This window comes from Streptomyces sp. NPDC002935, from assembly GCF_040611295.1.
Taxonomy (GTDB): domain Bacteria; phylum Actinomycetota; class Actinomycetes; order Streptomycetales; family Streptomycetaceae; genus Streptomyces.
Window position 1 is genome coordinate 41,533 of the sequence record NZ_JBEXNW010000025.1, and the last position, 20,627, is coordinate 62,159.

At 71.2% G+C, this 20,627-nt stretch carries 14 protein-coding genes; 8 read left to right on the forward strand and 6 right to left on the reverse strand.

Features of this window, described 5'->3' with window-relative positions:
- Positions 1 to 192: 192 nt before the first annotated feature.
- Positions 193 to 1,821 (reverse strand): acyl-CoA synthetase, encoded by a 1,629-nt coding sequence (locus ABZX90_RS29190; protein WP_351122867.1) that lies wholly within the window; start codon positions 1,819 to 1,821, stop codon positions 193 to 195.
- Positions 1,822 to 2,029: 208 nt separating this feature from the next.
- Between ABZX90_RS29190 and ABZX90_RS29195 the strand changes: the two genes are divergently transcribed.
- The 7 genes from ABZX90_RS29195 to ABZX90_RS29225 all read left to right on the forward strand — a co-directional run bounded on the left by ABZX90_RS29195 (position 2,030) and on the right by ABZX90_RS29225 (position 10,114).
- On the forward strand, positions 2,030 to 2,830 hold the full coding sequence (locus tag ABZX90_RS29195; protein ID WP_351122870.1) for a crotonase/enoyl-CoA hydratase family protein: 801 nt from the start codon (positions 2,030 to 2,032) through the stop codon (positions 2,828 to 2,830).
- Positions 2,831 to 2,909: 79 nt separating this feature from the next.
- The gene (locus tag ABZX90_RS29200) at positions 2,910 to 3,851 is read left to right on the forward strand and encodes an OB-fold domain-containing protein (RefSeq protein WP_351122873.1); all 942 of its coding nucleotides are present in this window, start codon (positions 2,910 to 2,912) and stop codon (positions 3,849 to 3,851) included.
- Positions 3,852 to 4,907 (forward strand): thiolase domain-containing protein, encoded by a 1,056-nt coding sequence (locus tag ABZX90_RS29205; RefSeq protein WP_355209637.1) that lies wholly within the window; start codon positions 3,852 to 3,854, stop codon positions 4,905 to 4,907. It begins immediately after the preceding gene.
- Positions 4,904 to 6,070: a thiolase domain-containing protein gene (locus ABZX90_RS29210; protein WP_355209640.1), complete on the forward strand. Its 1,167-nt coding sequence runs from the start codon at positions 4,904 to 4,906 to the stop codon at positions 6,068 to 6,070. Before ABZX90_RS29205 ends, ABZX90_RS29210 begins: the two co-directional genes overlap by 4 nt.
- A gap of 83 nt (positions 6,071 to 6,153) precedes the next feature.
- Positions 6,154 to 6,396: a DUF397 domain-containing protein gene (locus ABZX90_RS29215; protein ID WP_351122882.1), complete on the forward strand. Its 243-nt coding sequence runs from the start codon at positions 6,154 to 6,156 to the stop codon at positions 6,394 to 6,396.
- A gap of 248 nt (positions 6,397 to 6,644) precedes the next feature.
- A complete protein-coding gene (locus tag ABZX90_RS29220) occupies positions 6,645 to 9,536 on the forward strand; it encodes an AAA family ATPase (protein ID WP_351122885.1) in 2,892 nt (963 codons plus the stop codon).
- Between the two features lie 80 nt (positions 9,537 to 9,616).
- A complete protein-coding gene (locus tag ABZX90_RS29225) occupies positions 9,617 to 10,114 on the forward strand; it encodes a hypothetical protein (protein WP_351122888.1) in 498 nt (165 codons plus the stop codon).
- 21 nt (positions 10,115 to 10,135) lie between these two features.
- Here the strand turns inward: ABZX90_RS29225 and ABZX90_RS29230 are convergent, their stop codons facing one another.
- The 3 genes from ABZX90_RS29230 to ABZX90_RS29240 all read right to left on the reverse strand — a co-directional run bounded on the left by ABZX90_RS29230 (position 10,136) and on the right by ABZX90_RS29240 (position 16,044).
- Positions 10,136 to 12,412, reverse strand: a complete 2,277-nt coding sequence (locus tag ABZX90_RS29230; protein WP_355209644.1) for a PAS domain S-box protein — start codon at positions 12,410 to 12,412, stop codon at positions 10,136 to 10,138.
- Positions 12,413 to 12,661: 249 nt separating this feature from the next.
- Positions 12,662 to 14,632: a peptidoglycan recognition family protein gene (locus tag ABZX90_RS29235; protein WP_355209647.1), complete on the reverse strand. Its 1,971-nt coding sequence runs from the start codon at positions 14,630 to 14,632 to the stop codon at positions 12,662 to 12,664.
- A gap of 272 nt (positions 14,633 to 14,904) precedes the next feature.
- A complete protein-coding gene (locus ABZX90_RS29240; protein ID WP_351122892.1) occupies positions 14,905 to 16,044 on the reverse strand; it encodes an aminoglycoside phosphotransferase family protein in 1,140 nt (379 codons plus the stop codon).
- A 231-nt stretch (positions 16,045 to 16,275) separates the two neighbouring features.
- On the opposite strand from ABZX90_RS29240, the gene ABZX90_RS29245 reads away from it, so the two are divergent.
- Positions 16,276 to 17,772: a hypothetical protein gene (locus tag ABZX90_RS29245; RefSeq protein ID WP_351122895.1), complete on the forward strand. Its 1,497-nt coding sequence runs from the start codon at positions 16,276 to 16,278 to the stop codon at positions 17,770 to 17,772.
- 180 nt (positions 17,773 to 17,952) lie between these two features.
- On the opposite strand, the gene ABZX90_RS29250 is transcribed toward ABZX90_RS29245, so the two are convergent.
- Both ABZX90_RS29250 and ABZX90_RS29255 read right to left on the reverse strand, forming a co-directional pair.
- Entirely contained in the window at positions 17,953 to 19,422 is a 1,470-nt protein-coding gene (locus tag ABZX90_RS29250; RefSeq protein WP_351122897.1) for a SpoIIE family protein phosphatase, read from the reverse strand.
- 285 nt (positions 19,423 to 19,707) lie between these two features.
- Complete coding sequence (locus ABZX90_RS29255) at positions 19,708 to 20,400, reverse strand: TetR/AcrR family transcriptional regulator (protein WP_355209652.1); 693 nt, start codon at positions 20,398 to 20,400, stop codon at positions 19,708 to 19,710.
- Between the last annotated feature and the right edge of the window lie 227 nt (positions 20,401 to 20,627).

The following is a 20,627-nucleotide window of genomic DNA, read 5'->3' on the forward strand; positions in this document are numbered from 1 at the left end:
TTCCGGCAGTTGACTGGAGCGCGTGATGTGCGACACGCCGATGGTCCTTCCGTACGAAGCCCCGCGATGACACGACGGACACGCCCCGGGGCAAGGCAGGTGTGCCATCATCCGTACGGCTGATCTTCACCCATAGTTCAACCAGGAGGGTCTAGCGCGGGCAAAGAGTACGCGGCGTGCCGCGCGCTCCGGTCAGGGACTCGCGGTCGCGGCGACCGACCGGGCCCAGCGGTAGTCCGCCTTGCCGCTCGGGGAACGCTGGATGGATTCGGCGATGACGAGCCGGCGCGGGATCTTGTAGCCCGCGAGGTGGGCGCGGCAGTGCGTCTGGATGTCGTCGAGGGTCGGCCGCGGCGCGCCTTCCCTGAGTTGGACGACCGCCGCCACGTGGTTGCCCCACTTCGGGTCGGGCACTCCGGCGACCAGGGCGTCGTACACGTCCGGATGCGATTTGAGGGCCTGTTCGACCTCTTCGGGGTAGACCTTCTCGCCGCCGGTGTTGATGCACTGCGAGCCGCGGCCGAGGACGGTGACGATGCCCTCCTCGTCGACCGTGGCCATGTCGCCGAGGAGCACCCAGCGCTCGTCGCCGATCCGGAAGAAGGTCTCGGCGGTCTTCTTGGGGTCGTTGTAGTAGCCGAGGGGTACGTGGCCGCGCTGCGCGACCCGCCCCGGCTCGCCGACCAGGACCGGCTCGTGGGTGACCGGATCCACCACCCGCGTACGGGAGTTGACGCGAATCCGGAAGCCGCGCTCCGGGCCGGAGTCGGGCGTCGCGGTGCCGTTGAAGCCGGACTCCGAGGAGCCGAAGTTGTTGAGCAGCATCACGTTCGGGACGAGTGCCTGGAACTGTTCGCGCACGGTGTCCGACATGATCGCGCCGGACGAGGACACGCTGAACAGGGCGGAGCAGTCCGTGCCCTTCATGGGCCCGTTCAGAGCGTCGATCAGCGGCCGCAGCATCGCGTCGCCGACCAGGGACACACTGGTCACCTTCTCCCTCTCGATCGTCCGCAGTACTTCCTCGGGTACGAACTTGCGCTGGAGCGCGACGCGTTGACCGAAGTTGAAGGCGATGAAGGCGGTGAGCGTCGAGGTGCCGTGCATCAGCGGGGGAGTGGGGAAGAAGGTGATCCCGGCGCCGCCGGCCGCGACGCGCTCGGCGAGCTCCTCCGGCTTCGTGACCGGATCGCCGGTCGGCGCGCCACCGCCGAGGCCGGCGAAGAACAGGTCCTCCTGCCGCCACATCACTCCCTTGGGCATCCCCGTGGTGCCGCCGGTGTAGATGATGAACTGGTCGTCCGCGGAACGAGGAGGAAAGCCGCGCCCGGGTGACCCGGCGGCCTCGGCCTCGGCGAACTCCACCAGATCGGCCAGGTCCGGCGCGACCGATCCGGGCGCCGCGGCGCCCACCCGGACGAGGTGCCGCAGTCGCGGGGCGCGAGGCCGCGCCGCCGCCACCCGGTCGGCGAACTCCGCGTCGAAGACCAGTGCCGCCAGATCCGCGTCGTGGTAGAGGTAGGCCAACTCCTCCTCCACATATCGGTAGTTGACGTTGACCGGTACGACGCGCGCCTTCAGGCAGGCCAGCACCGTCTGGAGGTACTCGACGCCGTTGTAGAGGTGGAGGCCGAGGTGCTCGCCCGGGCGGATCCCGCTGTCGATCAGGTGGTGCGCGACACGGTTCGCGGCCGCGTCCAGTTGCGCGTACGTCAGTCGGCGCTCCGCGCCCGTGCCGGGGTGGTCGATGTACACGAGCGCCTCGCGGTCCGGGACCACGTCGACGACCGACTCGAACAGGTCGGCAAGGTTGTACTCCACCGTTCCTCCTGACCGTGCACGTCCGTCTACGTCCGTGGCCGGGCGCCCCCGGGGGCATGTCCGCTCCGGGCCCGATGGTCATCAGAGCAAAGCCGGACCGAACTGTGAAGGGGCCCGGCACAAGAAATCTGACTGTCTGTCAGAAAACCCTTGTACTGGCTCGACGCCTCCTGCAACCTGTTCTCGCATCCGAGACGGGAGGACGGCAATGGGTGGGACGGAACACCTCACCGTGCAGCGCGAAGGCGCCACACTGGTGCTCACGCTCAACAGGCCCGAGGCCAAGAACGCGCTCTCGCTGTCGATGCTGGTCGGTCTGTACGACGGCTGGATCGAGGCCGACGAGGACGACGCGATCCGCTCGATCGTGCTCACCGGTGCCGGCGGTGCCTTCTGCGCCGGGATGGACCTCAAGGCGCTGGCCGGCAAGGGCATGGAGGGCGAGCAGTACCGGGACCGGCTCAAGGCAGACCCCGATCTGCACTGGAAGGCCATGCTGCGCCACCACCGCCCCCGCAAACCGGTGATCGCCGCCGTCGAGGGGCACTGCGTCGCGGGCGGCACCGAGATCCTCCAGGGCACCGACATCCGGGTCGCGGGAGCCTCCGCGACCTTCGGGCTCTTCGAGGTCAGGCGCGGACTCTTCCCGATCGGCGGCTCGACGGTCCGGCTGCAACGCCAGATCCCGCGCACCCACGCCCTCGAAATGCTCCTCACGGGCCGCCCCTACTCCGCCGAGGAGGCCGCGGGCATCGGCCTGATCGGCCATGTCGTGCCCGACGGCACCGCACTCGAGAAGGCGCTCGCCGTCGCCGAGCAGATCAACGCCTGCGGGCCGCTCGCCGTCGAGGCCGTCAAGGCGTCCGTGTACGAGACCGCCGAGCTGACCGAGACCGACGGCCTGGCCGCCGAACTGCGGCGCGGCTGGCCCGTCTTCGACACCGCCGACGCCAAGGAGGGCTCCCGGGCCTTCGCCGAGAAGCGCCCGCCCGTCTACCGGCGCGCCTGACCCGCAAGCCCGGCGCCGGACGCGTCCGACCCGCCCCGCGACCGCGGCGCGTCCGGCCCCCTGGAAGGAGAGATCCGGGATGCCCGAAGTCCTCAAAGCCCCCCTCGTCGTCGAGTTCCCCTTCACCCGCTCGCTCGGACCCGTGCAGAGCGCCTTCCTCACGGGCCTGCGCGAGCAGGTCGTCCTCGGTGTACGGACCGCCGACGGCCGCACCCTCGTCCCGCCCGTCGAGTACGACCCCGTCACCGCCGAGGAGATACGCGACCTCGTCGAGGTCGCCCCCACCGGCACCGTCACCACCTGGGCCTGGAACCATGAACCCCGCCGCGGCCAGCCCCTCGACACTCCCTTCGCCTGGGTCCTGGTCAAGCTCGACGGAGCCGACACCGGCCTGCTGCACGCCCTCGACGCCCCCGGCCCCGACGCCGTCCGCACCGGGATGCGCGTCCGCGTCCGCTGGGCCCCCGAACGCTCCGGCGCGATCACCGACATCGCCTGCTTCGAGCCCTACGACGGCACGCCGGGCGAACTCACCGGCCACGACGGCCGGTTCGAGGACATGGTCACCGGAATCGTCGCCCCCGCACGGCTCGACTACGTCTACTCGCCGGGCCGCGCCCAGTCCGCCTACATCGCGAACCTCTCCGAGCGGCGGACCGTCGGCGAACGCTGCCCGTCCTGTCACAAGGTGTACGTCCCGCCCAAGGGCGCGTGTCCCACCTGCGGGGTGGGCACCTCCGAACAGGTCGAGGTCGGTCCGCGCGGCACCGTCACCACGTACTGCATCGTCAACATCAAGGCGAAGAACCTCGACATCGAAGTCCCGTACGTCTACGCGCACATCGCCCTCGACGGAGCCGGCCTCGCGCTGCACGGCCGGATCGGCGGCATCCCCTACGACGAGGTCCGGATGGGCCTGCGTGTGGAACCCGTGTGGACGGAGGGCGGCCGCCACCCGGACCACTACCGGCCCACCGGGGAACCGGACGCGGACTACGAGACGTACAAGGAGATGCTGTAGATGCGGCCCATCAGGGACATCGCCGTCGTCGCCTTCGGGCAGACCGACCACCGGCGCACCTCCGACGAGCTCTCCGAGGTCGAGATGCTCCTCCCGGTCCTGCACGACGTCCTCGACCGGACCGGCCTGCAGACCAGTGACATCGGCTTCACCTGCTCCGGCTCCACGGACTATCTCGCGGGCCGCGCCTTCTCCTTCACCATGGCGCTCGACGGGGTGGGCGCCTGGCCGCCGATCTCCGAGTCGCACGTCGAGATGGACGGAGCCTGGGCGCTGTACGAGGCCTGGACCAAACTGCTGACCGGCGACGCCGACACCGCGCTCGTGTACGCCTACGGCAAGTCCTCGCCCGGCTCCGTACGCGACGTCCTGACCCGGCAGTTGGATCCGTACTACCTGGCTCCGCTCTGGCCCGACTCGGTCGCCCTCGCCGCGCTCCAGGCGCAGGCGCTCATCGACGCGGGGGAGACCGACGAACTCGCGCTCGCCTCGGTCGCCGCCCGGAGCAGAGCCTCGGCGACCGCCAACTCCCATGCCCAGCTGCGGGGTTCCGTGCCGCAGGGCGACTATCTCGTACGACCCCTGCGCACCGGCGACTGCCCGCCCATCGGCGACGGCGCCGCCGCCGTGATCCTCGCGGCAGGCGACCGGGCCCGCGAACTGTGCGAACGGCCCGCCTGGATCCGGGGCATCGACCACCGCATCGAGGCACACGCCCTCGGTGTACGCGATCTGACCGACTCCCCGTCCGCCAGACTGGCCGCCGAACGAGCCGGAGCTTTCGAACGGCCCGTCGACACAGCCGAGTTGCACGCCCCCTTCACCTCCCAGGAAGTGATCCTGCGCAAGGCGCTGCGGCTCGACGACCACGTGCGCGTCAACCCGTCCGGGGGACCCCTCGCAGCCAACCCCGTCATGGCGGCCGGGCTCATCCGCATCGGGGAGGCCGCCACGCGCGTCCATCGCGGGGAGTCCGACCGGGCGCTCGCCCACGCCACCTCGGGCCCCTGCCTCCAACAGAACCTGGTCGCCGTACTCGAAGGGGATGCCCGATGAGCAAGGAGCCCGTGGCCGTCATAGGCATCGGCCAGACCAAGCACGTGGCGGCCCGACGGGACGTCTCCATCGCCGGACTCGTCCGCGAGGCCGCCCAACGGGCGCTGGAGGACGCCGAGTTGACGTGGGCGGACATCGACGCCGTGGTCATCGGGAAGGCCCCCGACTTCTTCGAGGGCGTCATGATGCCCGAGCTGTACCTCGCCGACGCCCTCGGGGCGGTCGGCAAACCGATGCTGCGGGTGCACACGGCCGGTTCCGTCGGCGGATCGACGGCCCTCGTCGCCACCAACCTCGTCGCGGGCCGGGTCCACGGCACCGTCCTGACCCTGGCCTACGAGAAGCAGTCCGAGTCGAACGCCATGTGGGGCCTGTCCCTGCCCATCCCCTTCCAGCAGCCGCTGCTCGCCGGCGCCGGCGGCTTCTTCGCACCGCATGTACGCGCCTACATGCGGCGCACCGGCGCCCCCGACACCGTCGGCTCGCTCGTCGCCTACAAGGACCGGCGCAACGCGCTGAAGAACCCGTACGCACACCTCCACGAACACGACATCACCCTGGAGAAGGTCCAGGCCTCGCCCATGCTCTGGGACCCGATCCGCTACTCGGAGACCTGCCCCTCCTCCGACGGAGCCTGCGCGATGATCCTCACCGACCGCGCGGGAGCGGCCCGTTCGCCGCGCCCGCCCGCCTGGCTGCACGGCGGCGCGATGCGCAGCGAACCGACCCTCTTCGCCGGCAAGGACTTCGTGTCCCCGCAGGCCGGCAAGGACTGCGCGGCCGACGTGTACCGGCAGGCCGGGATCGCGGACCCCCGCCGTGACATCGACGCCGTCGAGATGTACGTGCCGTTCTCCTGGTACGAGCCGATGTGGCTGGAGAACCTCGGCTTCGCCGACGAGGGCGAGGGGTGGAAACTCACCGAGTCGGGGGTGACGGAACTGGAGGGCGATCTGCCCGTCAACATGTCGGGCGGGGTCCTCTCCACCAATCCGATCGGTGCCTCCGGCATGATCCGCTTCGCCGAAGCGGCACTCCAGGTGCGCGGCCAGGCCGGAGAGCACCAGGTCGACGGGGCTCGCCGGGTGCTCGGGCACGCCTACGGCGGCGGATCCCAGTTCTTCTCGATGTGGCTGGTCGGCGCCGCGCCGCCCGCCTCCTGAAAGCGTCCCCCTCACGTGGCCTGTCCGCCACACGGACCGATCGCTAGGCTGGCCGCGGACGACGAACCGGGAGGAGCACGGACGTGGCCGAAAGCACCATCGAGCAACACCCGCTCGCGGGCTGGGACAAGCCGGAGCTGGACCTCAGCAACGCCGAATGGCAGTCCAGCAGCCGAGGGCGGGGAGACGTCCAGATCGCCTTTGTCGAGGGCTTCATCGCGATGCGGAACAGTGGCAGTCCCCAGAGCCCTTCCCTGATCTTCACACCCGCGGAGTGGGGGGCGTTCGTATCAGGAGCCCGCGAGGGCGAGTTCGACCTGACCTGAACCGACGACCGCCGGGCCCGCCCCGCCCCGCCCCGCCCCGCACGGGGGAGGGGGCGGCGGCCCGAGCGCCCGCGCCCAGGGGGCTGCTCACCGCCCTGCCTCCCGCAGCCGCGCCGGTGTACGAGGTTCTGACCAGGAGCGCTCGAACGGGCTGCCCCGTGGATGATCGGGGCGTACGCTGAGGTGCCTGAAGGTCACGGTGCGCATCCGCTCCCCGCGCGGGCGCGCGATCGTGACAGGGGGTGATCATGGGGCAACGCAGCCTGCGCAGCCGTCGGACGCTCTTCGAGCGCGAGAGTGAACTGTCCGCCGTCGACGAGGCGTTGAGCGACCTTGTCGGGCCGCGCCGAGACATCGGCGAACCACCGGGCCGGACCCGGGGCGCGCTCCTCGCCTTCGCCGGACGCGCCGGAATCGGCAAGACGACCGTCCTCGCCGAGGTACGGCGGCGCTCCACCGCCAAGGGCTGCACGGTGCTCAGCGCGCGCGGCGGAGAACAGGAACAGCGCGTCGCCTTCCACGTCGCCCGCCAGCTCCTGCAGCCGCAGCTCGCCGGATTCTCCGAGGCCGAACTCCGCGCGTCCCTGGGGAGTTGGTACGCGATCGTCGGCCCCGCGCTCGGCCTCTGCGCGCCGTCGGAAGGCGCCCCGCCCGACCAGCAGGGCCTGCGCGCCGGACTCGACTGGGTGCTCACCCACCTCGCCGTGCAGCGCGCCCCGATGGTGCTCGTCCTGGACGACGCCCACTGGGCCGACGCCGAATCGCTCAGCTGGCTGGCCGCGTTCGCGCCACGCGCCGAGCAACTCCCGCTGCTGCTCGTCGTCGCCTACCGCCCCGACGAACTCCCCGAACACGCCGAAGCGTTCAGAGGGCTGCCCGGTCGCGCGGGACAGCGCCCCATCGGCCTCGAACCGCTCAGCGCGGCCGCCGTGGCCCGGCTCGTCCGCGAGGATCTCGGCACAGCGGCCGACGACGCCTTCTGCCGCGAGTGCTGGGCGGTCACCGCGGGCAACCCCTTCGAGGCCGTCGAGCTGACCGCGAAGGTCCGTGACCGCGGCCTGACCCCGACCGAGGACGGCGCACATCTCCTGCGCGACCTCGCCGCCGCCGTCAAGGGCAGCGGCCTCGTCGCCCGCCTCGAACGCCTCGGCACCGCGACCGTCCGCTTCGCCTGGGCCTGCGCCGTGCTCGGCACGGAGATCCATCCGACGCTCGCCGCCGCCGTCGCGGGCCTCGGCTCCGAGGAGGCCGCCGACGCGGCCGACGCCCTGCGCACCGCCCGCATCCTCACCGGCGCCGACCCCCTCGAATTCGTCCACCCCCTCATCGCCACCGCCGTCTACCGGGACATCCCCGGCAGCGTCCGCGTCGCCCTGCACGGCCAGGCCGCCTGGTGTGTGATCAACGAAGGCCTCGGCCCGGCCGCCGCCGCCCGGCACCTCATGGAGACCCACCCCGACGGCGACACCTGGATCGTCCAGCAGCTGCGCGCCGCGGCCCGCGAGACCCAGCGTGCCGGAGCCCCCGAGGCCGCCCGCAGCTACCTCGCCCGCGCCCTGCGCGAACCGCCGCCCATCGAGGACCGCGCCGCCGTCCTGTACGAACTGGGCTGCGCGTCCCTGCTCACCGAACCGGCGACCACGGTCAACCATCTGCGCGCCGCCCTCGAAGAGCCCATCGCCGATCCGGAGCTGCGCCACAACATCGTCTACCGCCTCTCCCAGGTCCTCGCGCACAGCGACCGCCTCGCCGAGGCCTCCGAGACCCTCGCCCGCGAGATCCGGGTCACCGGCGACGCCCGGGTACGGCTGCGCATGCAGTCCGAGCAGTTCATGTGGGACGCCTTCCGCGCCGACGAACCCGACTCGCCCTCGCGCTCCCGCCGCCTGGCCCGGCTCGCCGACCGGCTCACCGGCCACGACCTCACCGAGCGCTATGTCATCGGGCTGCGCGCCTGGGACGCCACCCTGCGCGGCGAACCCGCCCACATCGCCCTCCACCACGCCGACCGCGCCCTGGCCGGCGGCCTCGGCTGGGCCGAGGCCGACCGCGGCTTCGAGGTCCCGGTCCTGGTCGCCATGACCTTCATGTACGCCGACCGGCCGGGCCGCACCGAGGAACTCTTCGCCACCGGCATCGCCGACTTCGAATCCCAGGGCTGGCACGGCGCCCACCTCTCCTTCGGCTACACGATCCTCGGATACGTCCGCTTCCGCCGCGGCCGTCTCGCCGAAGCCGAGGACTTCGTCCGCGCCGGCCTCAGGTTCGCCGAACGCGTCGGGCCCGGCACACCCGTCCACTGGTACGCCGTGGGCACCCTCATCCAGGTCCTGCTCGCCCGCGGCCGGGTCGAGGAGGCCACGCGGACCGGCGAGGACTACGCGTTCCGCGCCCCCTTCCCGGCCGCCGTGACCTTCCCGGACGCCCAGACCGTGTACGGCGAACTCCTGCTCGCCCGCGGCCTCACCGAGGACGCCGCCACCGAGCTCGCGGCCGCCGGACGTCGGCTCGACCCGCGCGGCATGCGCAACCCCGCCTGGTGCCCCTGGCAGCTCCACCTCGCCCGCGCCGAGAGCCACGACGACCCGGAGCGCGCTGTCGCCACGGCACTCGAAGCGGTGAACCGCGCCCGCCAGTACGGCGCCCCCTCCGCGATCGGCCAGGCCCTGCGCGTCGCCGCCGAGGTCTCCCCGGGCCCGGCCCGCGTCCAGCTCCTCGAAGAGTCCGTGAGCCATCTGGAGCGCTCCCCGGCGGCCTACGAACTGGCCTGCGCCCTGGTCGCCCTGGGCACCGAACTGCGCCGCGCCGGACGTCCCAAGGAAGCCGCAGAGCAGCTCCACCGCGGTCTCGACGCGGCCGTCCGGTGCGGTGCCGACGGGCTGATCGAAGAGGCGCGTGAAGGGGTGGTGGCGGCGGGGCTGCGGCCGCGCCGCCTGCACAGCACCGAGACGGACATCCTGACTGCCCGCGAGCGCACCGCCGCCGCACTCACCGCGCGGGGCCGGACCCCGGCCCAGGTCGCCGAGGAACTGCACATCGACGAGCAGGCCGTCGCCCGGCTCCTGTCGGCGGTCTACCGCAAGGTCGGCACGGACCGCACGGGGCTGCCGGCGGCGCTGCGGGAACAGGCCACTTCCTGACGCGGGCCGGCCGCTGTCCCGGCCCCGCACGGGCTGCGCCCGCGGGGCCCGGTCCACGCCCGTGCACGTACCATTGCGGCATGTCCTTCCTCCGCCGCCGCAGCGCCACGCCCGCCGGGCCCGACTTCGACGTTCTGGCCATGGATCCGGGCGACTGGCCCGGCAATCTCGGCGCGGGCCTGCTGCCCGCCCCCGACGGCAGCTGCCAGGGCGTCTTCCTGCGCTACGACCTGTTCGGCGGCCGCGGTCCCGCGATGATCATCGGCAACCTGCCCGAGGGATCCCAGGCCCGTGACGTCGCCGAGGGCGAGGTCCCCTTCGAGGTGGCCCAGCTCCTCATCGCGTTGGAGAACGACGAGGAGGTCACCGTCACCGGGACCGAGGACATGCCGGTGATGCAGGGCGACAACCTGCTGATCGTGCGCCGGCTGAAGCTCTCCGAGACCCGTATCTCCTGCGTCCAGTTCGACCGCAGCGACAACGTCCTGGTGACCATCGCCGCCTGGGACCGTCCGATCACGGACGACCTGTACGCCCTGCTGAAGCCGCTCCCGGCGGAACTCTTCCAGCAGGGCTGAGGCCGAACACCCCACCTGGCATCACAGTTTGAGGGTGAACCACGTGGTCTTGCCCGTGTCGGTGGGACGTACACCCCAGTCGTCGGCGAGCGCCCGGACCAGGATCAGTCCCCGTCCCGACTCCTCGTCCTGGGTGGCCGACCGGGGCTGCGGCAGATGCGGGCTGCGATCGCTGATCTCCACGGTCAGATCGGTGGCGGTCCGGCACAGGTGCAGGCCGATGGGCCCCTGGGCGTGCTGGACGGCGTTGGTGAGGATCTCGGAGAGCAGGAGCCGGGCGTCGTCCGCGGTGGGCGCGCAGTTCCATGTGGTCAGGGCCTTGCTGAGGAAGGCGCGGCCCTCCGGCACCGATTCGGGCGCCGCGGGCAGGTCGGTGCTGACGGTGGCCAGGGGCCCGTCGGGGAGCCGGGTGAGCAGGAGCGTGACGTCGTCGTTGTGCCCGTCGGCGTCCGGCAGCAGGGCGCTCAGCACATGGTCGGCGGCCTTCTCCAGATCGGGCGCGGTCGCGAACAGGGCCGCCAGGGTGTCGGTGAGCTGGGCCAGCTGGTCCTCGATGTCGCTGCCGGGCGTCTCGATGAGACCGTCGGTGTACAGGACGAGCGTCGCCCCGGGCGGTATCACCGAGGTCGCCTGCTCGTAGAGGATGCCGCCGACACCGAGGGGCGCGTTCACGGGTGCGGGGAGCGGCCTGGTGCCGACGCCGGGCGTGGCCACCAGCGTCGGCAGATGTCCGGCCGAGCAGACCGTCACTTCGCCGGCGTCGGCGGAGATGACCAGATAGCAGCAGGTCACGAGCTGGTCGGGCACGTCCAGATCGCCGACCACGGCCTCCAGGGCCTGCATCAGCTGGCGGGGCTGCATACCGGTCTTGGCCAGGGCGTGCGCGGCCGACCGCAGCTGACCCATCACGGCGGCGGCGTCCAGACCGCGGCCCATCACATCGCCGATCAACACCCCGACCCGGCCGGCTCCGAGCGGGATCAGGTCGAACCAGTCGCCGCCCACCCCGGCTCCCTGCGTGGCGGGCCGGTAGCGGCTCGCGGTGGTCAGACCGGGAATGGCGGGCGGGGTGCCCATGAGGCTGCGCTGGAGAGTGAGGGCGATGTGCCGCTGCTGCTCGTAGAGGAAGGTCAGCTCCGCCTCGGCCTTCTTGCGGTCGCTGATGTCCCGGACGATGGCGCACGCACCGACGACCGAGCCGTCCGGGGCGCGGGTGGGCCACAGCGTGATGTCCACGTCCAGCAGGGCGCCCGAGCGGGTCAGCCGCAGTGTCTCGAAGTGCTCGACCTTCTCACCGCTGCGCAGCCGGTCCAGGAGCAGGTCGATCTCGTCCCGCCGCTCGGTCGTGGCGAGCAGCGACACGTGCCTGCCCATCACCTCGGCCCGGCTGTAGCCGTACAGCCGCTGGGCCGCCGCGTTCCAGTACGTGATGTGGCCGTCCAGGGTCTTGGCGAGGATCGCGTCCTGGGAGGACTCCACCAGACCGGCGAGTTCGTTGATCCGGGCCTCGGCGCGCTTGCGGTCGCTGACGTCGCGGACGGCGGCGGAGACGAGGAGACCGTCGGCGGTTTCGAGGGGGCTGAGGCTGATCTCGACGGGGAATTCGGTGCCGTCCTTGCGGAGGCCGTGGAGTTCGAGTTCGGCGCCCATGGGGCGGACTTGGCGGTTGTCGGCGTAGCCGTCGCGGTGCTGGTGGTGGTGGGCGCGGAAGCGGCCGGGTACGAGGAGTTCGACGGGGTGGCCGAGGAGTTCTTCGCGTTTGTATCCGAAGAGGGCTTCGGTCTGGGCGTTGACGAGTCTGATGATGCCGGTGTCGTCGACGATGACCATGGCGTCCGGCGCCGCCTCCAGCAGACCCCGAAACCTTTCCTCGGCGGCCTTGCGGTCGCTGACGTCGCGGACGGCGGCGGAGACGAGGAGACCGTCGGCGGTTTCGAGGGGGCTGAGGCTGATCTCGACGGGGAATTCGGTGCCGTCCTTGCGGAGGCCGTGGAGTTCGAGTTCGGCGCCCATGGGGCGGACTTGGCGGTTGTCGGCGTAGCCGTCGCGGTGCTGGTGGTGGTGGGCGCGGAAGCGGCCGGGTACGAGGAGTTCGACGGGGTGGCCGAGGAGTTCTTCGCGTTTGTATCCGAAGAGGGCTTCGGTCTGGGCGTTGACGAGTCTGATGATGCCGGTGTCGTCGACGATGACCATGGCGTCCGGCGCCGCCTCCAGCAGACCCCGAAACCTTTCCTCGGCCCCTTCCGGTGCGCTGTCGTGCGGTTCGGCACCGCATCGACACTGCTGTGGGTCCGCCACATGGGCGGGCCGCGTTGAAGTCTCTTTGACGAAATCGCCCATGCCTGCCCCAGGTGTGCCGCTTACCGTGAACGGCCCATCTCACCGCACAGGGTCCGGGCGCGCGGTTACATGTCGTTAACTGGCACTACCGCGGTCGAACCTGTCGTAGGCGGCACTTTCCCTGGTCGGTTGCCCGTGTCATTGTCGTCGCCGACGGACGGAACCGGGCCCGCTTGCGCGGACCCGGCTGCCGAGCCGTCGGACCTGCTAGGGAACCAGGTCCACGTCCGCGGCCCGCACGAACGCCACTCGGTGCCCGAACTGGATCTCGTAGTACAGGTCCGTACCGATCACGACCCTGTGCGGCGCCGTGTCGAAGGTCGGCGCGTAGAAGTACTCGCCGGGCACCTTGTCACCGGCCGCGTACCGCTGACCCGCGAGCACCTTGTACGGCAGGGGTGAGACGGCCTGGACGGGCACGCCCGCCGGGTACGCCTCCTTCTCCGGGTACGCCCTTCCGTACACGGGGATCTCCGCCAGCCCGTCCTTGGGCGTCACGGCGGGCCCCGACGCCTTCACCGCCGTCGGCTGCTTCCTCGGGTTCTTGAACCAGGCCTTCTGGCCCAGGTACCAGATCGCCGTCCAGTCGCCGTCCTGTCCGGCGAGCGCGTACCGCTGCCCGGTGGAGACGCGCGAGGCCACGTCGTTCACGCCGGTCGTCGAGGCGTCGCCCTTCGGGTACAGGCCGATGTCCTTGACGAGCGGCGAACTCTCGTCCGGCTGGGAGTAGAGCCGCACCTCGCTCGAACCGTGTGCAGCGCAGGGCTCGCCCTTGGTGACGCAGCCCGTGTACACCGGCTGGTTCGCGTCGAAGTCGGGCAGGACGGTCACCAGTCCGCCGCCCTTGTGGAACGTGCGGTGGAAGGGGTGTCCGAGGAGGGTGAAGTAGTGCTGCCAGTCCCAGTACGGGCCCGGGTCCGTGTGCATGCCCGGAATGGTGGAGGTCGTGGGGCCCGGTACGTTGTCGTGCCCGAGGATGTGCTGCCGGTCCAGCGGGATGGCGTACTTCCTGGAGAGGTACCTCACCAGGCGGGCCGAGGCCCGGTACATCTCCTCCGTGTACCAGGCGTCGGGCGAGGTGAGGAAGCCCTCGTGCTCCAGGCCGATGGACTTCGCGTTGATGTACCAGTTGCCCGCGTGCCAGGCCACGTCCTTGGCCTTCACATGCTGGGCGATGTGCCCGTCGGTCGAGCGCAGGGTGTAGTTCCACGACACATAGGTCGGGTCCTGGACGAGGTTCAGCACACCGTCCCAGGTGCCTTCCGTGTCATGGATGACGATGTACTTGATGCTCTGCGACGTGGGCCGGTCGCCCAGGTCGTGGTTGCCGTAGTCGCCCTCGCCGAACTCCTCGTACGGGGCCGGGATCCACTCGCAGGACACGGTCCTCGGGCACTCCGTGCCCTCGGCGGAGGCCGTCCGCAGTCCCGTACGGCGGAGCTGCGCGGTGTCGGGGCTCAGCCCTGGCAGAGCGGCGAGGGCCACCTGCTGGCCCGTGTCCGTGGTGCGCTTCTCGCCGGCGCGCATCACCTCGTACACGTCGTCGGCGTAGGCCGCCGCGGTGGCGGCGTCGTCCGCTCCCGAGAAGCGCGCCACCGCCCCGTACCAGTCGGCGGCGTCGTCGCTCAGGGGTTCGCCGAGGTCTCGCTGGGCGGCGGCGAGAAGGGCGGCGCCGCCCGCGATGTTCGCCGCCGCGTCGGTGCGCAGCCGCTGTGCCGGCAGGCCGGTGAGGTCGGCCGCCTTCGTCAATGTCGTGAGCCGGGCCGGGAGTTCGGAGTCGGCCGGTGCCTTCGTGTCGGGCAGGAGGGCCGGCCGCGAGCTGTCGCCGCGGGCGTCCTCGGTGCCGTCGCCGTGGTGCGGAGCCTCGGCGACCGCGGTCCGGGCGTCGGTCAGATGCAGGGGACCGTAGCCGCCGCTGACGCTCGGCGCACCGGCGTGTGAGTCCCAGCGGGACTGCAGATAGGACACGGCGAGCAGCACGCTCTGCGGTACGTGGTACTCGGTGGCCGCGGCGGCGAAGGCCCGCTGCAAACCGGTCGCGGGTGCCTCCTCGGCGGAGCTCGAAGGGGCCGCGCCGAGCAGTGGCAGCAGCAGCGCCGCCGAGGCGACGGCTCCCGCGGTCCTGCGCGCGCGTCTGTGCCCGGTGGTGCCCTTGGGTTCGGTGGCGGACCAGTGCAATGCAGCCTCCTGGGACGGTCGGGCGCGGTGGGGCGTGGGAGGGCCGAACGCGTCAGTGCTACCGGCTCTCCGACGATCCGTCAATCATGCCCAGAGGACGGCGATTTCCCATGTCAGCGCGGGGCGAAGGGGGTTTCGTGGCGGCGGCCTCCCGGCCTGCGGGGCGTCAGTGGTGTGGACCAATGCCTCGAACAGTGGGCGCCCGGATCGGACATGAAGGAGGCCCGCGGTGCGCCCCTGTCCTGGGCGCTACCGCGGACCTCCGTCCCCCTTCAGCGAGTGCCGACCGCCGCGCGAACGGCCCGACGGGCCAGCTGACAGTCGTCGTGCAGCCGCCTCAGCAGCAGCCGCTGTTCCTCGCCGGACGGCGCAGCAGCCGGGTGGGCCGGGCCCGCTGCCGCCGGGGCCGTGTCGTGCATGGAACGCTGCACGGCCATCTCGTACGTACGGATCTCGCGCGTCAGTACGATCATCAGGTTCACCAGGAACGCGTCCCGTGCCGCCGGGCCGGCCGACTGCGCGAGCTGGCTGATCTGACGGCGCGCCACGGGAGCGTCACCGAGGACCGCCCACAGCGTCGCCAGGTCGTAGCCCGGGAGATACCAGCCCGCGTGCTCCCAATCCACCAGCACTGGACCGGCCGGTGAGAGGAGCATGTTCGACAGGAGGGCGTCGCCGTGGCAGAACTGGCCCATGCCCTGGCGGCCGGACGAAGAGGCGATGCCGTGCACCAGCTTCTGCAGATCGCCCATGTCCCGGTCCGTGAGCAGCCCCAGCTCATGGAAGCGGGAGATCCGTTCAGCGTAGTCCAGCGGGGCGTTGAAGGTCCCCGCCGGTGGCCGCCACGCGTTCAGCCGGCAGATGGCGCCCAGCGCGGCGCGGATGTCCGCGCGGGGCGGGGCCTCGGCCGGGTGCCGGTGGAGCGCGGCCACCCTGCCCGGCATGCGCTCGATCACCAGCGTGCAGTTGTCCGGGTCCGCCGCGATCAGCCGGGGCACCCGAACGGGCGGGCGCTGCCGGACGAACGAGCGGTAGGCCGCTATTTCATGCCGGATCCGCTCGGCCCAGACGGGGGAGTGGTCCAGTAAACACTTGGCGACGGCCGTGCTGCGCCCCGTCGTGCCGACGAGGAGTACGGAGCGTCCGCTGCGGCGCAGTACCTGGACCGGAGCGAACTCCGGACAGATCCGGTGCACCGACGCGATCGCCGTGCGCAGCTGGGCGCCCTGGGGGCCGGACAAGTCGAGTCTCCCGCTGAGCGGTTGGGTGCCGAGCCCCGGCACGCGCCGCGTCCGGCCGGCACCGAGCACGGGGGCCGCCTGACGCGCGGGGTCGAGGTAAGGGCCGCTGCCCACCGGGCGGGAGTGCAACGACCGGGGCGGAGCGGACACGGAGGACGATGCTGTGTACATGGGCGAAACAGATCCCTTCGTGTGCCTGCAAGTTGCCGCGCTGCCCGCCCCGGCCGCCCTGGTTCATCCTGGGGAATGTCCCTGGCAACCGGGTCGGGGTGGCGCGTTCCTACCTGACACCCGTCGTCCACTGGCACACCATCTGGCGCACCCTGGCGAACCCTGGCGAATAGTCGCTCAGCAACTGACAGGCGGTTACTGTCGAATCAGCCGAGAACCTGGGGGCTTGACGTGAACGGACAACCCAACTCCCGCCTTTCGGACCTGTTCGGCCTGGCCGGCTGGTCCAAGGGCGAACTCGCGAGAATGGTCAACCGGCAGGCGGCGGCCATGGGCCATCCCCAGCTGGCGACCGACACCTCGCGGGTGCGGCGGTGGATCGACATGGGAGAGATCCCGCGCGATCCGGTGCCGCGGGTGCTGGCGGCTCTGTTCACCGAGCGTCTCGGCCGTGTCGTGACCATCGAGGACCTCGGTCTGGTCAGGCACGGGCGCACGGGGAAACGGCAAGGCGGCGGGAGTGTGGAACATCCCGACGGAGTGCCGTGGGCGCCCGAGCGGACTGCCTTGGTCCTCACCGAATTCACGGGAATGGACCTCATGCTCAACCGACGCGGCTTGGTGGGCGCGGGTGCCGCGCTCGCCGCGGGATCCGCACTCAGCACTGCCATGCACGACTGGCTGCACACCGATCCGGCCCTGACGGCCGACGCTCCACAGTTCGAAGACCCCCTGCACGCCGACTCCGCCGGGTTCGACCGCTATGAGGCCGCCCCCATCGGGTCGCAGGAGATCGAGGAACTGGAGCGCTCCGTCGAGGTGTTCCGGGCCTGGGACGCGGCCCGCGGCGGCGGGCTGCAACGCAAGGCCGTGGTGGGCCAGCTCAACGAAGTGGGAGGCATGCTCTCCTACCGGCACCCCGACCATCTCCAGCGACGCCTGTGGGGCGTCGCCGCCAACCTCGCCGTCCTCGCGGGCTGGATGTCGCACGACGTCGGCCTGGAGCCCACGGCTCAGAAGTACTTCGTCATCGCCGCCCACGCGGCCCGAGAGGGCGGCGACCGGCCCCGTGCGGGGGAGGCGCTCTCCCGGGCGGCTCGCCAGATGGTGCACCTGGGCCGGCCCGACGACGCACTCGACCTGATGAAACTCGCCAAGTCCGGTTCCGGCGAGGAGGTGTTGCCCCGCACCCAGGCCATGCTCCACACCATCGAGGCCTGGGCGCAGGCGTCCATGGGCAAGGGCCAGGCCATGCGGCGCACCCTCGGTGTGGCGGAGGACCTGTTCGTCTCCGACCGCGGTGACGTACCTCCGCCCAGTTGGATGCAGTTGTTCGACGAGGCCGACATGCACGGAATGCAGGCTCTCGCCTACCGCACCCTCGCCGAGCACGAGCCGGCCGCGGCGGCCACCGCGCAGCGTCATGCCAAGGAGGCGCTGAAGCTACGGGAGTCGGGCCGGGACAGGTCGAAGATCTTCGACCACATCTCCCTCGCGTCGGCCTGCTTCATCGCCGACGACCCCGAGCAGGCCGACCGGTACGCGCGACTGGCCCTGACGTCGATGGGTACCAACTCCTCCCATCGCACCTGGGACCGGTTGCGCGAGATGTACCGGCTCACCGGGCAGTACTCCAGCTATCCGAAGATCAGCGATCTGCGTGAGGAGATCAAACTCGCGCTGCCGAAGGGTTCGTTGAAGCCCAGGGGCAGCAGCGCGCGGGCCTAGGAAGCCTGCGTCCTCTGCGCCGGTCGGTGTTCGGGTCGGAGCGGGTCGCGCCGCGACGTGCCGGCGCCGTTGGGCTGACAAAGGGGTCAGCCGTCATGGACCGATGCCGATCCTGATCGACTCGCCGATCCCTGGCCAACTCTCGGTACCGTCCGCCTCCGGCGTCATCGGCCTCCGACATCATGACCCGATCCGGGCGATGAGCACGCAGGCGTCGTCCTCGCGCTCGGTCTCGCCGAATTCCTCGACAACCATCCGTACACAGTCCTGGGCCGTTCGGGCCTCGCCGAAGCGCGGGGCCAGGTCGAGCAGACTCTGGACGGCCGCCGTTCCTCCCCGGCTCCCGGCTTCGCCCGGGTGGGGGGCTGACCCTGATCGCCGGGGCACCAGTCCCTCGGTGTGCAGGAGCAGCAGGTCGCCGACGTGGAGGGTCTCTTCGGCCTGCCCGTAGACGGCACCGGAAGTGGCTCCGAGCAGTACGCCGTCCGGTGCGGCCAGCGCACGCCCCGTCCCGCCTCGGAAGAGCAGCGGGGCGGGGTGTCCTGCCTGTGCCCAGCTCAGGGTGCGGGTCGCGGGACGGTAGCGGCAGCAGACGGCGCTGCCCAGGGCGGGCTGGACGGTGGCATCGAGCAATTGATTGAGCCAGGAAAGGAGCTGACCCGGCTGGGTGCCGGCCACGGCCATGCCACGCAGGGCGCCCAGCAGCATCGCCATCCCCGAGGTCACGGTGACCCCGTGGCCGGTGAGGTCGCCGACGCTCAACAGGGTTTCCCTGTCGGGTAGTTCGAGGGCGTCGTACCAGTTGCCGCCGATCAGCGCGCTGCTCGAGGACGGCAGATAGTGGGCGGCCACGTCCAGTGCGCGGGGTCCTTGGCGCGGGAACCGCAGGGAGCCACGCCAGGGCGGCAGTACGGCCTCCTGGAGTTCGACCGCGAGCCGGTGCTCGGTCTGTGCGACATGCTGCTGACGCCGGAGCGATTCACGGGTCTCGCCCACCGTCCGCTGGGTGCGGCGCAGTTCGCTGACATCACGGAGCACGGCCCACATCGAGGCGGTGCTGCCGTTGGTGTCGAGCACGGGCTCACCCATCATGTGCACGGTCCGCACTCCGCCGTCGGGGCGCACGATACGGAACTCCCCGTCGATGGGCTTGGCGTCGATGAGGCAGTCGGTGACCATCGCCGTCAGCATCGGCCGGTCCTCGTCGAGCACCAGCGAGGGCAGTTCGTCGAGCGTGAGCGGGGGAGCGGCGGCGTCACGGCCCAGGATCTGATAGAGCTCACCGGACCAACTGGCCGCGTCCGTCAGCAGGTTCCACTCGGCGCTGCCGACCCGGCTGAGCAGTGAGCCGTGCCGGGGTGCGGCCGGCACGGTCCGGGCCGCGGGGGCGGCGGTGGGCTGGACGGGCACGGCCTGCGGCCCGTCCCGCAACTGGGCCAAGTGCTCGTCCAGATCGTTCAGTTGATGCAGCGCCAGATTGCACAGCGCGCGCTGCCAGCGTCCCTGCGCGTCCTCGTCGTCGGCGGGTGCCTCACGCCGTACGGCGTCCACCTCACCGCGCAGACGGCGCGTCTGCGAGATGAGCGCGTCGACCGAGCCGCGCCGGGGCGGCTGAGCGGCGGGGCGGTCCGCAGAGAGATGGGAGGGCATGACGTACTCCGATGCGGGGACGGTTCGACCTAGGCTGACGGAAGGACCGTTACGACTGTCGCACAGCCCGCGAAGCCCTGTAAGGGATTTGGCAACACCCGATACGGTCGTGCTTCTGGTATATGCCGCAGTCCTCCCGGAGCGGGCGAGTGGTCCCGATGCGGTAGTCGTACCGCAGGAGCAAGTCGTAGGCGCGGTACGTGACTTGATGGTCCGTCGGCGGACTCGTCGAGGCTTTCATTCTCCTGTTCGAGGGGTGTTTGTGCGAGCCCTCGCGGCACCGAATCAGGAGCCGTCTCGGAGCGAGCGCACGAAGTCCGTCACCTCTGCCTCGTAGAGAAAGGGCGGATCGATGCCCATCGAGGTGAAGTTGCCCTCGATCTCCAGGCCGACCATGCCGTGCAGATGGGCCCACAACATCGTGGAGCGTACGGCGACCGCCTCCGACACGTCCTCGAAGCCGTGGCGCTCACTCCACTCCCGGAACTGCGCCGCCGCCTCCTCCGGGATCTGCCCCTTCGGCTCGGCCACGGCCCGCACCGCGTCCAGGAGTACGGTCATGGCGGGCTGCGAGGCCTCGACCAGGCTCGTGGACTGGGCGTCGTAGCCCTGAAGCGGGGCCCGGAAGAGCAGGCGGTAGCGGTGCGGCTCGGCCAGCGCCCAGGCCCGGTAGGCCCGGACCAGGTCGGTCAGCCGGGCGACCGCGTCCCCGGGCCAGGCCTCGGCGGTGCGGGAGAGGGTGGACGCGAGATCCCCGTAGGCGTCGATGACGAGCTCGGTGAGCAGGCTGTCGCGGCCGGCGAAGTAGCGGTAGAGCGCGGGTCCCGTCATGCCCAGCTGCTTGGCGATCGCGTTGAGCGACAGCGCTTCCGGGCCGCCCTCGGCCAGCTGGCGCAGTGCGGCGGTCTTCGCCTCCTGCCGTACCTGCGCGCGGAACCGGTCGCGCGGGCCCGTCCCGGTCGGACTGTCTGCGGCCACGTCATCGCCTCTTCGTCTCGGGGTGGGGGTTTTCGGGCGGGCTGCCCGGCTCCTCTGCTTCTCGCTGGACGGAGCACGGAGAAGTGCACTTCGTTAGATAGTATCACGGTCGCGATAAGGAGTAACGAAGCAACGGTGCGCAAGCGGTACCGAGCGGCCGCGGGCGAGCGCCAAGGGGCGGCCGCGGGATCCGGAAGGGCAGGTTCGACCGCTGTTCACCCGCCCTC